This window comes from Pelotomaculum schinkii, from assembly GCF_004369205.1.
GTDB lineage: Bacteria > Bacillota > Desulfotomaculia > Desulfotomaculales > Pelotomaculaceae > Pelotomaculum_C > Pelotomaculum_C schinkii.
Map to the genome: position 1 here is coordinate 363,567 of NZ_QFGA01000002.1, position 14,144 is coordinate 377,710.

A 14,144-nucleotide genomic window follows, 5' to 3' on the forward strand; every position below is an offset into this window, starting at 1 on the left:
GGGAACGCTTCGAAAAAATATAAAGAAGCAGATGCTTTGCCCGTGACGCTGTTTAGCTATATAACTTCTGGTATTGAATTTTAGCAGCCTGCAACTGCGGGTTGCCCCGATCACATTTCAGGCTTAATAAGGGACAGTGTTTATCACAGGCTGTACAAAACATATTACCAAGATAATCCGATAAACTGACAGTTACTGCCGTACCGGCTTGCGTGTCCTGTAAAATTGTGTAATCCTGATCATAGACCCCACTATTTTTGCTGGAATCAATTCTTCTTGTGGTGATTGTATCCTGTGATGAACCTTTTGGCGGTACGGTATTTTGGGCCACCTCATCCGAACTGGGCATGATTTGAGAATACAATACGACCAAAAGCAGCGCTGCTGCTCCGAGGGTTTCGATTGTTCTCCTTATCTTACCGCCTTCAAAAGCTGCAGATGTTCTGCGTACAGATACCAGAATATAACGCCAATGCACTGCAAGATGGATTGCCAAGAGTCCCGCGCAGGCATAAGAAACCCATTTATGTACGGCAACAAGTATATGATTGTTGCCATTTGCTCCAAAGTTAAAAATCACTTGTGAAATGAGAATCCCGGTAATTATAATGGCGCTGATACCAATTAACAATGCTGCATTCAAGATGTACATCAGCTTGGCCTTTTTCTTGAAACCTGGGTTAAACAGGTTTTTCGTGACGTTTTTAACCCATGACCAGTTAAATATGATATGGATCATAAATAGGACAAAGATCAACAGACCTGCAATTTCATGGAACACAAGTCCTGTACCAAAGGCATCAAGCAATATAACAAACAAAACAATCATGACGATATCGAGAGCTAATTTTAATGGAGTCTTACTGTTCATCTTAATATAGTTCCTTTCAAGGTCAATTTTTATTAGAGAAATATGCTGATGTTGTATTATGGATTATGCATTATGCATATTAAAACCGACTGAGTGCCAACTGAAAAAACACTTAAAATCTTACATGAAATTAATTCCAACAAAACAGTACAGACGAATAAATACCCCCTCTTGAGAGATTCTAAGACGAGGGGGTATAAAAATTGATACTTGATTATAAGAAAAATTTGGGCGCCTTTGACAGGATAATCCGGACTGCTATCGGTTTTTACACGCTCTGGTTGGTTTTATCCGGCACGGTAACCGGATGGTGGGCAGTTGCGGCTTTTCTTTTTGCCATGTTTAATTTTATTGAGGCAGCTTTAGCATACTGAATTGTCTATGACCTGATGGGTTGGTCAACCCGGAAACATAAGGTGGCATAGTTAAGCCCGCTTTTTAGCTTGGCTGCAACACACCGGCTTTGCATTAAGAAAGACGGCGCATGCAGGCGCTGCCGAAGTTTGTCAAGGTTGTCAAAAGAACCGTTCCAGTGACGCTTAAAACAGGGTATAATGCTAATTAGTGGGAATAAATACTTAGCCATGCTTTTCCACGCACCAACAGAGAATGAAAATCAGCAGTATTTTAATGATTTGAAATGAAGGGAGACAATGCTGTGGAGGCAATCTTAAACAGGCGCAGTATCCGGAAATACACGGACCAGGCAATTCCTGAAGAACTCATTACCGAACTTTTGGAAGCGGGCATGTGCGCCCCGTCAGCTGGAAACGAACGCCCCTGGCACTTTGTTGTCATTACGGAACGCAACCTGCTAAACGGCATCACTGAAATTCATACACATGCTCAAATGCTGAAGCAGGCGCCCGTGGCGATTATCGTCTGCGCGGACCGAACATGTGATAAGTATCCCGGTTCGAGCTACATGGTTCAAGACTGTGCGGCGGCGACGGAAAACATCCTGCTGGCTGCCCGGGACAAGGGCTTAGGAGCATGCTGGCTCGGAGTATACCCCAGAGACGATCGCATGAAAGGTTTGACCCGGTTATTGGGGCTGCCGGAACATGTGATTCCAGTTTCGGCGATTGCGCTCGGCTTTCCGGCTGAGGTAAAGAGCGCCGGCTCACGCTACGATGCTGCCAGGGTACACCGCAATCACTGGTAAGACATTCAGGCCGAAATTGTTTATGGGGAGATGGATGGAAATGAAAACGACCTGGCAATTCAACCACTCAAAAAGCTCACCCGGTACGATATTGCGGCAGTGATCTGCTGTCATGGCGGCTTAAATAGGGATAACCCGGACCAGCGCATTGCTGAATTGGCCCCGCATGAGTAAGTAAGCTTTGAAGCCTTACTGTCACGGCAATGGTTTTATGAACCCGATTATGTTAATATATTTTCATAACGCAGCCGAAAGCATAATCTACGGCTGCTTTTGATTGTCCGGGTGTTAAAAGGACGGTTGGCTGCAGAGCTGATAGTTTAAGCAATTTCATTAATTTATTGACTCGGGAGGAATATAATGGTATATACTTTAGATAAAAGTTTCACTTATACGGCATTTGCCGGTTACAACAGCTACCAATGGGAGGCGCCATAAAAAAGATGTGTGTATACAGCAAGTTTTGGGTTGAATGGGAGAAAAAGAACCTTGCCCCTTATGCCGTGCATAGCGATGACCCCTGGTATACAGAGCGGTTTAACAGTGATTCTCCGGAGCATCATTTGGACCGGCATGGCAGCCGCAGCCGGTATAGAACCCCCTTTGAGATAGATAAGGATAGAATAACCAACAGCACGGCATTCCGGAGGCTTGAATACAAGACCCAGGTGTTTGTCACACATGAAGGCGATAATTACCGGACACGCCTGACACACTCCCTGGAAGTATCGGAAATCGCCAGACATATAGCCAGGTCCCTGCGGCTGAATGAGCACCTCGTTGAAGCAATTGCGCTGGGGCACGATCTTGGACACGCTCCCTATGGCCACGAAGCGGAAAAGGCAATAAATAACTGGCTCAAAAATAGCGACGAAAAATTCAACCAGAATTACTGCTTTTGTCATAATTATCATTCTGTTGAAAATGTGGATTACCTGGAGCCTGGATATGACTGGGACAGAAGGACTGACGCCGAACGTTTCGGCTGGGGCATTAATCTTACAAAAGGCGTTCGTGAAGGTCTTCTTACCCACACCGGTATGGGCTTTAGAGGACACATTCACCGCAATTCAACCTTCGATGAAAACTTTGAAGCAGCCGTTCAACAAATGATGAAAGATAAAAATGATCTGGGACTGTTTTTCCCTGGTTCACTTGAAGCACAAGTTGTCCGAATATCCGATGACTTGGCGCAAAGGATCCACGATCTGGAGGATGGACTGAGATCGAGAATTCTTAATAAGAACAATATAGGCGCCGTTATTAAAGAATACTTTGATGCGCTTTTATCAAAAAAAATATTTGAATATGATGAAACGAATACTTATTTAGAGCATCATTTAAAGCAGGGAAGTATCCGCGTTCCAAAGATTTTTATTCACCAAATAGTGGAGATGATAGGTAAGAGTGATAAAAACCTGCCTGCCTATTTCAACTATGAAAATAAAGAAATTGTTGAGCAAATGCAAAATGAGATAAACAGAAAATACAAAGAGGATGAAGAATACAGAAACAAATTTGAACTTGCTGCAAACCTTGCATTTGTCCTGCATATGTGGCGAAGTGAAGAATACTTGAACGCAATGAAAGAAGAAGATCAATGGCTATCAAAATGCAGAATACTAAAATATTTGGAGCTGCTGCTAGGCATTATCGATAATGTTAAAAGCGATGATAATAAAAAAGCTGATAATAAAAAACAGGAACTGCCTTCATATATTTATATTGCATTTCTCCGGGGCCTGTTGCTTGCCAACATTATTGAGCATTCTTATTGGCGTATACAGATGGCTTTGGATGCCGGGTACCAGTCAACGAATTATTACGACATCAGTAAAGAGATTCGGGAACATATTAATGACCAGACAGCAGAAAACCAAGTTAAACCAGAAAACCAGGTAAATGAAAAAATATTTGTTATCATTGCAGTTGTTGACGGGATCATAATTACTGAAGGGGACTTTTTTGATTATGAAGCAAGGCCTAATGAGCTCCACTGCTTCAAGTTTCAAGGCGAAAACGGGGAAGCAAATCGTCAATTCAGGAAATTCATGAATGAATCATACAAAGAAATCCTGGAAACTAACGGCGCGAATCTCCCTGTTTTGGTGAAAAATTATGCCGAAGAATACCGGAAGCTCAGCAAAGTCATTTGGCTCAACAAATTCGAAGATCCGGAAATAACGGAGTATGTTAAACTCGTTTTTGACGATAATGACAAAGATAAAGATACAGGAGAATGGATTCCATTAAAACAAATAAAAATTTACTTCACCGGATATAAAGAGATATGTCCCGGTGTCAGGACAGGAAATTGCAAATACATAAATTACCCTATTCAAGGATGTACCGGCAGCTGTACTTTTCGTAAAAAGGGCAGGTACCCGGACATAAACAGGGTCATAATTTATGACAACTATGCAGCTTCCCTTGACTATCGCCTTAAGAAGCTGATACGTGAAAGACTGCACAACGGATACCGTATTGCCAGGATGAATTATATGGGAAACAAAATAATTACGGCGCTGCTCGAGCTATATTATAAAAATCCCAGACTTATGCACGAAAGAGTCTGGTCAAGGCTACGGGCATATAAACCGCTCGGCGAAGACGCTGTAACTAACGAGATTGACAATTATATTAAAAAATCAATTGTAGAGCGCGAGAAGGAACCTTTGCCGGAGACGGTTTTTGATGCATTAAAGACATGTGAAGCAAATATACTTTGCCTAATCAGAAGGATTATCGAGCACATCGCCGGTATGACCGACAGGTTCATCACCAACGAATATAACAGGTTGAATGAAGCCGGCCGTGAGGTAGAGCATCACGATGAAACATATTTCTTCTCATAAGTTATTTGACTTCGATTGAGATTGACAGCAGACATTATTATCACCTTCCTGCTTTGGTCTTGCTGTTATCATATCCCGTCAACCAAAATCCTTCAGTAACATTGTCACAGATAGGCAATATTTATAATGATACGTCAGGGTTTGTCCGGCCGGAGCTTTACTGCAGCATGGTTGTGACGCGCCAACTGTCGATCATGAAAAATGTATAATGTGCGGAAAGTGCGTGATATGGCCCGATGAAGGCGATCCAAGAGGCTTGAGGCAAGCCGTAGTCTTATACGCAGGTATCAAAGATATAGCCGCCCATTGGCGGCTTATTTATTTCACGTGTGTTTTAGACTTATTCGGCCATTGGATTGTCCCCCCAGGACAACGCTCGTCCGGTAGAGCACTATTTCCGTGCTGTGGTATCGTCAAACAGGTCATATTCACAAATTTTGCTAATAGGCTAATAATAAGCCCCTGCCAGGATGCAACCAAGATAATTCGTCAGAAAAGCGAATTTTTTAATGTACAGGGGGTAGTGGAAAAGGAGGAGAGATTGGTGCCTTTTGAAAAAAATTTTATCCTTATTTTCTTTACTGCCATGGGTGTATTGCTCGGCGCTGCACTGGTTGGCTCCCTGGCGGCGGTGATGGTGCGGGAGCCGCCGCTCGGCGTCATGCTCAGGCTGGCCAGAGAAATGAAGATATGGGCAGTGGTGGCGGCTATCGGTGGAACCTTTTCAACCATAGAGATTTTGGAGTCGGGTGTCTTTAGAGGTGAAATTATAGCGGTAATCAAGCAACTCTTTTACATCGTAAGCGCCATGGCAGGAACCCATTTAGGTTACTTGATCGTCCTGGCAATAGCCGGAGAAGGGAAATGAAAAATCAGGCTATCCGTTTGATGGCGCTATTTTTCCTGGGTATGGTGGCAGGAGGCGTGCTTGTAACCGTTACTCTAGGTGGGCAGGTAGACGAAATAACACATAATAATCAACTTCTCAGCCAGCAGCTGGAACTTTGCCGGGATGAGTTGAATCAATTAAAGAAAAGTCTGGGAGAAAAAGAGAAAAAAGTGGTAACCGGCATTGAGCCTCACATCTCAATTCTTGGTGAGAATATGGCCAGGCTTGAAGAAAAAAACACCATCCTGGTCCTGGAAAAACAGGTACGGCAGTGGCTGGAGCCGGTCAAGGGACAAGAGGTAGACAAACTGAACTATTCACTTGTCCCTCAGATTATAGATAATCGAGCAGTCGAATTTGAAGGCGCCAATTATCAATTAAAAGTACAGCTGGTTGTAATCGACACAAATATAATCATATACGTGGAAGCCAAAAAAGAAAAACTAACCCGGCCGGTAAATCAACCCTCCGAACCTGATGCGGAGTTTTGAGAACCAGTTTGGTGACTCCTGGAAAAGCAATAAACAGTGATAAGAATGAAGAAACGTGGGGATAATGGTTCTTAATTGCTTAAAAAAAGGTGTTCATCTTGGAATTCATCAAATCCCTGCTGGAAACGATCGTTGCTTATAATCATATACTGATCGCCCTATTCGGCGGTGTTTTAACCTGGTCGCTTTTCAGGGCCAGTGATTTATGTAAAGACAGAAAGTTTAAGGAGATCATCTTGCTTCAGTTTTTAAACGAGACGCATTGCATGGAAGATAAGGACTTATTCATTGATAGCGACCGTTGGGTCTTTAGAGTGGGCTTAAACAACCTGGAAATAATGCTGCGCAATAATTTTTTTAGCCCGGTTAGACATGAAAAGCTGATATATGAAATAATGGAGCTTTACCGCTGGATAGTGAACCATGACGAAGCCGCAAAAATAAACAACCTGGCCTTGCTCGTCAATGGAGAAACCCCGGTGCGGGAAATGGTTTTATTCTACAGCACAGAGGTGAGAAGGAGGATTTTAACGGTCAGGGAGTTAATCAAACACTATTACCCCAAAATAGCTGAAGAACACGAAAAGATCGTCAAAACAAAGCCCCGGTCACGTTGATGCCGGGGCAATTGCATACCTGCCGGAAACATTTTGCTAAGTCTCCTGTTACTGTTAATAAGAATGAATTGACAAAATACCATAGGGGGGTATACTATAATTTTGCGGGACCTTGCCATACTATTTCACTAAAGGTGGTGTCTACATGGACGAGGCCAAAGTCCCCTGCCCTGCTTGTCATGAGAGTCCGGGAAACAGCGAACGGCGCAGCCATCATAGCGAAAAAACCATCCGCGAACTTGTCAGCAGGATGAACCGGATTGAGGGACAAGTGCGCGGCATCAGGGGCATGATCGAGCGGCATGTATACTGCGATGATATTTTGAACCAGATTTCCTCTGCCCAGTCGGCTTTGCATGGAGTAGCCAGGCTATTACTGGAAAAGCATATGAAATCCTGCGTTGCAGAACAGCTTCAGGCCGGTGATGAACAAGTGGTAGATGAAGTTCTAAAAACTATCTTCAAACTGATAAAATAGGACGGCTGCATATTTTATCTGCTTTTTCGTTGAGATAGAGCAAAAACTAAGGTGATTGAGGTAACGGCCAAATTTTCGATCATGGTGTGGAGGTGATACGATGGCTAATACTGAAGAAACTGTGGCTTTGGCGCAGGTAAAACTCCCCGTTTATGGTATGACTTGTGAACATTGTGTACGGCGGGTTGTCAAAGCTTTGGAGAAGCTTCCTGGTGTGGCTGACGTTCAGGTGTCTTTGGCAGACGCCAAGGCGACTTTTCACTTTGCTCCGGAGCAGCTTGACCTGTCAGCAGTACGGGAAGCGATTGAAAAAGCGGGTTATTCGACCGACATCCCCCTTCCCGCGACAGGCCAGGAAGAAATCACGATCCCTGTTTACGGCATGACCTGCGAGCACTGTGTACGGCGGGTGACCAAAGCGCTTGAGAAATTACCGGGTGTGGAAAATATCCGGGTTTCTTTGGCTGACAGCAAAGCTCTATTTGATTTTGACAGAAATCAGGTTAGTACGGAAGACATAACCCAGGCGATTGAAGAAGCCGGATATTCGACCAGGCCTGCTCCAGTAGAAGCGGCAGCGGAACAACCCCCACCAGAAGCAGCCGGGCTGCCTGACCCATTGATACTTCCTGAGACTGTCAGTGACAATCCTTCAATTGACCCGGGCGACCATGCTCAAAAAAAGCAGTTTAAAGTTCGCGGCATGACCTGTGCCAACTGTGCCTTAACAATAGAAAAAGGCGTGGGCAAGATGAAGGGGGTGAAATCTGCAGCGGTTAATTTTGCTTCAGAAAAGTTAACGCTGGAATTAGACCCCTCTGTTGTCTCACAAGAGGATATTTTGGCCAAGATTAAAGACCTGGGCTATGGGGCCCAAAGTGAGGATAGTGAAGGCGGCAAACAGCAATTTAAAGTAAGCGGGATGACCTGCGCCAATTGTGCCTTGACCATCGAGAAGAAACTAAAAAGTACTCCCGGTGTACACATGGCTGCAGTAAACTTTGCCAATGAGACGGTGACTGTAGAATTTGATCCCCAAACATTAACTTTAAATGATGTCTTTGAACAGGTCAGGGACGCCGGCTATATTCCCCTGAAGAACAAGGACGAAGACCCGGACGATCGCAGTGCGATCATAGAGCGCAACTGGCTCATTTTCAGTGTGATCCTATCTGTGCCTATTATGCCGCTCATGTTTCTCCCCATGTCGAGGCCCACAATGTATACGATCCTCACCCTGGCCACCATTGTGCAGTTTACGGCGGGCTGGACCTTTTATCGCGGCGCTTACCACGCCTTGAAAAATCGCTCGGCAAATATGGATGTCCTGGTTGCCATGGGGATTACAGCCGCTTACGGGTATAGTCTGATGACGACTTTGCACATGTTCTTTCCCAACCTTTTCTTCGAAGGGCCAAATTTCTTTGACACGTCGGCTTTGCTGATTACCTTTGTGCGTTTCGGGAAATATTTGGAGGCTAAAGCAAAGGGCCGCGCCGGTCAGGCGTTAAAACGGCTGTTGGAGTTACAGGCCGATAAAGCGCGCCTGCTGATAAACGGCGAAGAAAAGGAAGTAGCCGCGGCTGATCTAAAAACCGGCGACGTTGTAATTGTTAAACCCGGTGAAAGAATACCGGTTGACGGCGAGATTATAGAAGGACAAGCCAGCATCGACGAGTCCATGCTGACCGGGGAGTCCATTCCCGTTGACAAGGGAGCCGGGGATCCTGTCATCGGGGCTACCATTAACCGTTCCGGCAGCATTAAAGTGCAAACTGCCAAAACAGGCAAAGACACGGTGCTTTCCGGGATTATCAAAATGGTGGAGGACGCCCAGGGGGTTAAACCGCCAATCCAGCGCTTGGCCGACACGATCTCCAATTATTTCGTTCCCGCAGTGGTAACCCTGGCCCTGATCACTTTCCTGATCTGGTATTTTGCCCTGCACAGTACCTTTGTTTTCGCCTTTACAGCAGCGATTGCCGTGTTGGTCATCGCCTGTCCCTGCGCGTTGGGGCTGGCGACTCCGACGGCCATCATGGTCGGCAGCGGCGTCGGCCTTAACCGCGGCCTTCTCTTTAAATCCGCAGCGGTGCTGGAAGCCATCTCCAGCTTACAGGCCATCGGTTTTGACAAGACCGGGACACTCACAAAAGGTACTCCTGAGGTTACGGATATCATTGCGGTTAATCCCTTCAAAGAAAAAGGCCTCTTACAAATAGCGGCAGCCGGAGAAAACCCCTCCATCCATCCCCTGGCTCAAGCGGTCACAAGTCGCGCCAGGAAAGAAGAAGTAGAAATCTTGGAAGTGAAGGATTATCAAGAGGAGAGCGGTTACGGGATAGCCTGCTCTTACCAGGGGCAGCCTTTGCTTATAGGCAATATCAAGCACATGCGGAAACACGGGATAGATGTAAGCGCTGTCGAAGAGGAATACACGCGCCTGGCGCAAGAAGGAAAGACGACGATGTTTGTCTCTCTTGACGGCCGCGCTATCGGGTTGATTGCCTTGGCCGACGTCCTTAAAGAGAGCGCCAGGGAAGCGATCAAACGCCTGCACGGACTGGGCCTTAAGACTTTCATGATCACCGGGGATAATAAGAAGGTGGCCCATGTAGTCGGGCAGGAGGCCGGTATTGATGAGATTGCCGCCGAGGTCCTGCCCCAGGATAAGATCAATACCGTGAAAAAATATCAGGAACAAGGGCTCAAAGTGGCCATGGTCGGCGATGGCATTAACGATGCCCCCGCCCTGGCTAAAGCCGATATCGGGATCGCCATCGGGTCAGGCACCGACGTGGCCAAGGAAACAGGCGATGTTATTTTGGTGCGCAATGACCTCCTTGATGTGGAAAGGGCGATCCGCTTAGGCAGGAAAACCTTAAATAAAATCAAACAAAACCTCTTCTGGGCTTTGATTTACAACGTGATTGGCATTCCTGTGGCAGCCGGCGTCCTTTATCCCATAACCGGAAAACTCCTGCCGCCGGAATGGGCCGGGCTGGCGATGGCCTTTTCCTCTGTATCCGTGGTGACCAATTCCCTGCTCCTTAGCGGATACGGCAAGAAATTAATCGATTAAGCTTATTTTCCCGCTGCTGCTTGGACCTCTTTGGAGATCACGCGCCGCCTCCTTTCATAAATGTCCTTAGATTCAAGTTCATAAAGCTCCCTGCATATATATAATCTGCCGGTTCATACTACCTTTGCCATATAGATGGACATAACACTGCGCTTGCGCTTCAACCTGATATAATTAGGGGATTTTGCGGAAAGTAAAATCCGGTAAAATAAGGAGTGGAAATCATATGGTTTTTCATTATTGTCCCATGGAGCCGGTTAAAACATCGTTTAACTTCTAAAGTATTGTTGAGGAATATATATAATGGGAGAAATATTTAGTTTGGAATGGATACCGGCAACCGCCGGTTTTTCGGGATGTGTGCTTTATTCGAAGTTAATCGAACGACTTTGGCTTGATGTTCGTAAATTACGAATTCCACTTAACAGACTGCCGGCATCTTTCTCGGAATTCCGTATTGCGCTTTTTAGTGATATTCATCTGGGTTTTTTCTTTTCGGGAAAAGATCTATCATCAGTTGTAAAGGTAGTTAATGAACTGAACCCGGACACGATCTGTTTTACCGGTGATTTTCTAAACTCGGTTTCTTCCTTGAAGGCGCTTGAGTCAGGGGTTGCAGCTTTGGCAGAATTGACAGCTCCTTTTGGAAAGTATGCTGTTTTGGGAAACCATGACTATATGGCAGGTCCAAATCATGTGATCAATGGTTTGGAACGGGGCGGCTTTCACGTGCTTATCAATAAGCATGCAGCAATACAAAAAGACGGTGACAGGTTATTTCTAACCGGGCTTGACAGCATTTCGAAAGGCAAGCCTAATCTGGAAACAGCTATTCATGGAATACCTGAAGCCGCCTGCAACATTCTACTGGCGCATGAACCCGATATAGCTGATGCAATCAGCAAATTTCCGGTAAGTTTACAGCTTTCCGGCCACAGCCACGGCGGCCAGGTACGGCTTCCGTTCATTGGTCCGGTAATCACCACGGGACTGGGGAGAAAATACCACTCCGGTATTTACAAGATAAATGAGTTAATACTTTATACCAATAGAGGATTGGGGACAACAGTTCTTCCGGTCCGTTTCATGTGCCGGCCCGAGATAACAATTATTACGCTGGCGCATAACCTTCCCTGAAAGCATTCCAGTAAGCTAACCGCGAACTGGACAGTTTTTGCTATAAGATGGCCGCTTCAGGAATATTGACGCACCCTTCGGCTCGAAAAAAGAACCCAAGCGCTGAATATCTAAAAGCAGATAGGGAAAGCTAACACTAATATTCAATCCGGAGGGCTATATGATGAGGGGAACCTATTATGATCCCGGTAAAATGGAGTCGAGAGCCATCGATATAGTTGACAACGTCCCTTTAAATGCTACAGAACTCGCCGCACTTTGGAATACGTATATGCATTATACGATGTTTGTCTGGATCTTTAAACACTTCAGCCAGACAACTGAGGATAATGAAGTAAGGATGATAATGGAGGACGCTGTTAATATATGCAGCAAGAGAGTAGACAGGGTTATTGAACTCTTTAATAATGAAAACCTGCCCATACCATCCGGTTTTACCGATAACGACGTGAATCTGAACGCTCCCCGGCTTTTTACGGATCCTTATTACCTCTATTATATGGTTAACGCGAATAAAATCGCGATCGGGATAAACGGGTTGTCTTTTGTAACCTCCGGGCGCGCTGATATTCGTGATTTCTATGATCATTGTATCAATTCAAGCATCCACCTATATAACAATACGGTTAACCTCCTATTATCAAAAGGCATATATATCAGGCCGCCTATCGTAACCACTTCAAAAGAAGTCGATTATGTAAAGAAACAAAATTTCTTAGGCGGGTTCCTGGGTGAGCGAAGGAGTCTTCTAGCCCAGGAAATATCGGCGCTTTTTTATGGCATTATCACCAATAACATCGGCAAAAGGTTATTAATGGGATTCAGACAGACGGCCAGATCCGGCCAGGTACGAAAATTTATGGACCGGGGAGTAAACCTGTCAAGCAGATTAATAGATACTTTCAGCTCATCTCTAACCCGTGAAGATGTGCCCGATCCAGTGCAGTGGGATTTCATGGTTACGGATTCAACAACCCCGGTTTTTTCAGATAAGTTTATGATGTATCATACCACGCTGATTATTTCCGCCGGTATATTAAACTACGCCGCGTCAATGGCAACAAGCCCGCGGCATGACTTAGCGGGCCATTACACAAAAGCTCTGGCTGAAGTGGCCAATTATCTTGAAGACGGTATCAATATCCTTATTGACAACGGCTGGTACGAAGAGCCGCCCAGAACTGTAGATCGCAGGGAACTGGTAAACGAGCCAAAACATTAAAAATAAAAGGGCTTTATTTAGATAAGGATTATCGGGTTCAATTTACTCTACGTATGTGATTTGTATACCCTTCTCTTTGGAAAGGGTACTGGCCAGGCTGGCCATATTTATTAAATTATCAACAGCAGTAGTAAGATAAGAGTCTGATGTACCGACCCTATGTCCTCTTGCTATACCGGCAACAATGGTTATCGGTACTCCACGCTCTTTTGTTGATACTTCTATTTTGTTAATTATCTTAATGGCCCATTCTCTAGAGCATTCAATATCTTCCGTGGTAACCGCCATAAATTCATCACCCGCATAACGCCCGGGAAAGTAAACACCATTTTCCGTACTTTCCGAAAGTAATCTTCCTATAATCTTCAGGCAGGTGTCTCCCCTGACGTGACCGTACTTTTTATTGATATCTCCGAAATTATTGATATCGAAGAAGATAATTGTTGCTTCCTTCCCATATTTAATAATATTTTCCACAAGGTACCTTAAATAAATTGTTTTTTTAAGGCCGGTTAACGTATCTTCATGCTTACTTGCCTCAGTCAGAAGGGTTTTTTTAGTGACAATCCCTACTAGTTTGCCGTTCTCTATTACAGGCAACCTTTCAACCTTTTTTTCTTCTATTAGATTAATTGCATCCCAAAGTGAAGTGTTTGGACAAATACATACCGGGTTTTTGGACATAGCGTCTGCCACAATACGGTTCATATGAGAACGCCGGGTATCTCTTGAGGTAATAATTCCACACAGTTTACCGTCCTCCAAAACCGGAAGTCCGCCAACACAGTTTTTTTCCATTAATAAGACGGCTTGTGCGACACTGTCCAGAATATCAACCGTAATGACAGGGGTCCTCATATAATTAGAAATGCCGGACATCAGAGTTCCACCTCTAGATTAATTGCAAGTACAATGTCAACATGCGCTTTTAATAAAGTCGTTTCAGATGCGACCTTATTTGCTTCACCTAAAATAATATCCAGTAATCTTTCATTACTGATCATTCTTGATAGTGACTTGCGGACAACTACCGCTTCCAGAGGCCCTTCTTCAATAATATTTATTTCGTACTGACCAGGACACATTAAATCTACCGTTCTCTTTACAGCTTCCGGGCCTATGGGAGCCCTCCTCCCGATCAGCAACACATCCTGAATTGGTGGAATCTCAAACTCGCTTATCTTCATTGAAAATAGTGCTTTTCTTCCGGGATCAACAGTTTCAGTATGCAAGTTGCAAACACCCCCTTTCTCTTATTTTTAAACAAAGTATTTAATTCCTTCATCAACTTATTAAGCTCGTTTAGCAAAGGACATACCCCTTCCTGAGCTGTTCTA

At 44.8% G+C, this 14,144-nt stretch carries 14 protein-coding genes; 11 read left to right on the top strand and 3 right to left on the bottom strand.

Going from position 1 to position 14,144, the window contains the following annotated elements:
* Positions 1-52 precede the first annotated feature (52 nt).
* Positions 53-871, bottom strand: coding sequence for a DUF4405 domain-containing protein (locus Psch_RS12720; RefSeq protein ID WP_190240551.1), 819 nt, complete (start codon positions 869-871; stop codon positions 53-55).
* 203 nt (positions 872-1,074) lie between these two features.
* On the opposite strand from Psch_RS12720, the gene Psch_RS12725 reads away from it, so the two are divergent.
* The 11 genes from Psch_RS12725 (at position 1,075) to Psch_RS12775 (ending at position 12,807) form a co-directional block, all read left to right on the top strand.
* Positions 1,075-1,245, top strand: a complete 171-nt coding sequence (locus Psch_RS12725) for a YgaP-like transmembrane domain (RefSeq protein ID WP_134218615.1) — start codon at positions 1,075-1,077, stop codon at positions 1,243-1,245.
* 284 nt (positions 1,246-1,529) lie between these two features.
* A complete protein-coding gene (locus tag Psch_RS12730; RefSeq protein WP_205079553.1) occupies positions 1,530-2,036 on the top strand; it encodes a nitroreductase family protein in 507 nt (168 codons plus the stop codon).
* A gap of 30 nt (positions 2,037-2,066) precedes the next feature.
* Complete coding sequence (locus Psch_RS12735; RefSeq protein ID WP_190240552.1) at positions 2,067-2,210, top strand: hypothetical protein; 144 nt, start codon at positions 2,067-2,069, stop codon at positions 2,208-2,210.
* A gap of 269 nt (positions 2,211-2,479) precedes the next feature.
* Positions 2,480-4,891 carry a dGTP triphosphohydrolase gene (gene dgt, locus Psch_RS12740; protein WP_190240553.1) on the top strand — a complete coding sequence of 804 codons (2,412 nt, stop codon included), beginning with the start codon at positions 2,480-2,482 and terminating at the stop codon, positions 4,889-4,891.
* Between the two features lie 544 nt (positions 4,892-5,435).
* Positions 5,436-5,759, top strand: a complete 324-nt coding sequence (locus Psch_RS20975; protein WP_345789083.1) for a YtrH family sporulation protein — start codon at positions 5,436-5,438, stop codon at positions 5,757-5,759.
* Positions 5,756-6,271: a sporulation membrane protein YtrI gene (locus Psch_RS12750; protein ID WP_190240555.1), complete on the top strand. Its 516-nt coding sequence runs from the start codon at positions 5,756-5,758 to the stop codon at positions 6,269-6,271. Before Psch_RS20975 ends, Psch_RS12750 begins: the two co-directional genes overlap by 4 nt.
* 98 nt (positions 6,272-6,369) lie before the next feature.
* Positions 6,370-6,888: a hypothetical protein gene (locus Psch_RS12755; RefSeq protein ID WP_190240556.1), complete on the top strand. Its 519-nt coding sequence runs from the start codon at positions 6,370-6,372 to the stop codon at positions 6,886-6,888.
* 145 nt (positions 6,889-7,033) lie between these two features.
* A complete protein-coding gene (locus Psch_RS12760; protein ID WP_134218609.1) occupies positions 7,034-7,366 on the top strand; it encodes a metal-sensitive transcriptional regulator in 333 nt (110 codons plus the stop codon).
* Between the two features lie 100 nt (positions 7,367-7,466).
* Positions 7,467-10,448 carry a heavy metal translocating P-type ATPase gene (locus Psch_RS12765; protein ID WP_190240557.1) on the top strand — a complete coding sequence of 994 codons (2,982 nt, stop codon included), beginning with the start codon at positions 7,467-7,469 and terminating at the stop codon, positions 10,446-10,448.
* 303 nt (positions 10,449-10,751) lie between these two features.
* Positions 10,752-11,585: a metallophosphoesterase gene (locus Psch_RS12770; protein WP_190240558.1), complete on the top strand. Its 834-nt coding sequence runs from the start codon at positions 10,752-10,754 to the stop codon at positions 11,583-11,585.
* A gap of 160 nt (positions 11,586-11,745) precedes the next feature.
* Positions 11,746-12,807, top strand: coding sequence for a DUF3231 family protein (locus tag Psch_RS12775; RefSeq protein WP_190240559.1), 1,062 nt, complete (start codon positions 11,746-11,748; stop codon positions 12,805-12,807).
* A 42-nt stretch (positions 12,808-12,849) separates the two neighbouring features.
* On the opposite strand, the gene Psch_RS12780 is transcribed toward Psch_RS12775, so the two are convergent.
* Positions 12,850-13,686, bottom strand: coding sequence for a CBS domain-containing protein (locus Psch_RS12780; protein WP_134220213.1), 837 nt, complete (start codon positions 13,684-13,686; stop codon positions 12,850-12,852).
* Entirely contained in the window at positions 13,686-14,039 is a 354-nt protein-coding gene (locus tag Psch_RS12785) for a hypothetical protein (RefSeq protein ID WP_243124098.1), read from the bottom strand. The genes Psch_RS12780 and Psch_RS12785 overlap by 1 nt, the downstream gene beginning before the upstream one ends.
* Positions 14,040-14,144: the final 105 nt, after the last annotated feature.

Bases quoted from the DNA above. Each gene is read 5' to 3' on its own strand.
- Psch_RS12775 (WP_190240559.1), top strand. From the start codon at position 11,746: ATGATGAGGGGAACCTATTATGATCCCGGTAAAATGGAGTCGAGAGCC.
- Psch_RS12765 (WP_190240557.1), top strand. From the start codon at position 7,467: ATGGCTAATACTGAAGAAACTGTGGCTTTGGCGCAGGTAAAACTCCCC.
- Psch_RS12780 (WP_134220213.1), bottom strand. From the start codon at position 13,686: ATGTCCGGCATTTCTAATTATATGAGGACCCCTGTCATTACGGTTGAT.
- Psch_RS12735 (WP_190240552.1), top strand. From the start codon at position 2,067: ATGGATGGAAATGAAAACGACCTGGCAATTCAACCACTCAAAAAGCTC.
- Psch_RS12720 (WP_190240551.1), bottom strand. From the start codon at position 871: ATGAACAGTAAGACTCCATTAAAATTAGCTCTCGATATCGTCATGATT.
- dgt (WP_190240553.1), top strand. From the start codon at position 2,480: ATGTGTGTATACAGCAAGTTTTGGGTTGAATGGGAGAAAAAGAACCTT.
- Psch_RS12750 (WP_190240555.1), top strand. From the start codon at position 5,756: ATGAAAAATCAGGCTATCCGTTTGATGGCGCTATTTTTCCTGGGTATG.
- Psch_RS12760 (WP_134218609.1), top strand. From the start codon at position 7,034: ATGGACGAGGCCAAAGTCCCCTGCCCTGCTTGTCATGAGAGTCCGGGA.
- Psch_RS12770 (WP_190240558.1), top strand. From the start codon at position 10,752: ATGGGAGAAATATTTAGTTTGGAATGGATACCGGCAACCGCCGGTTTT.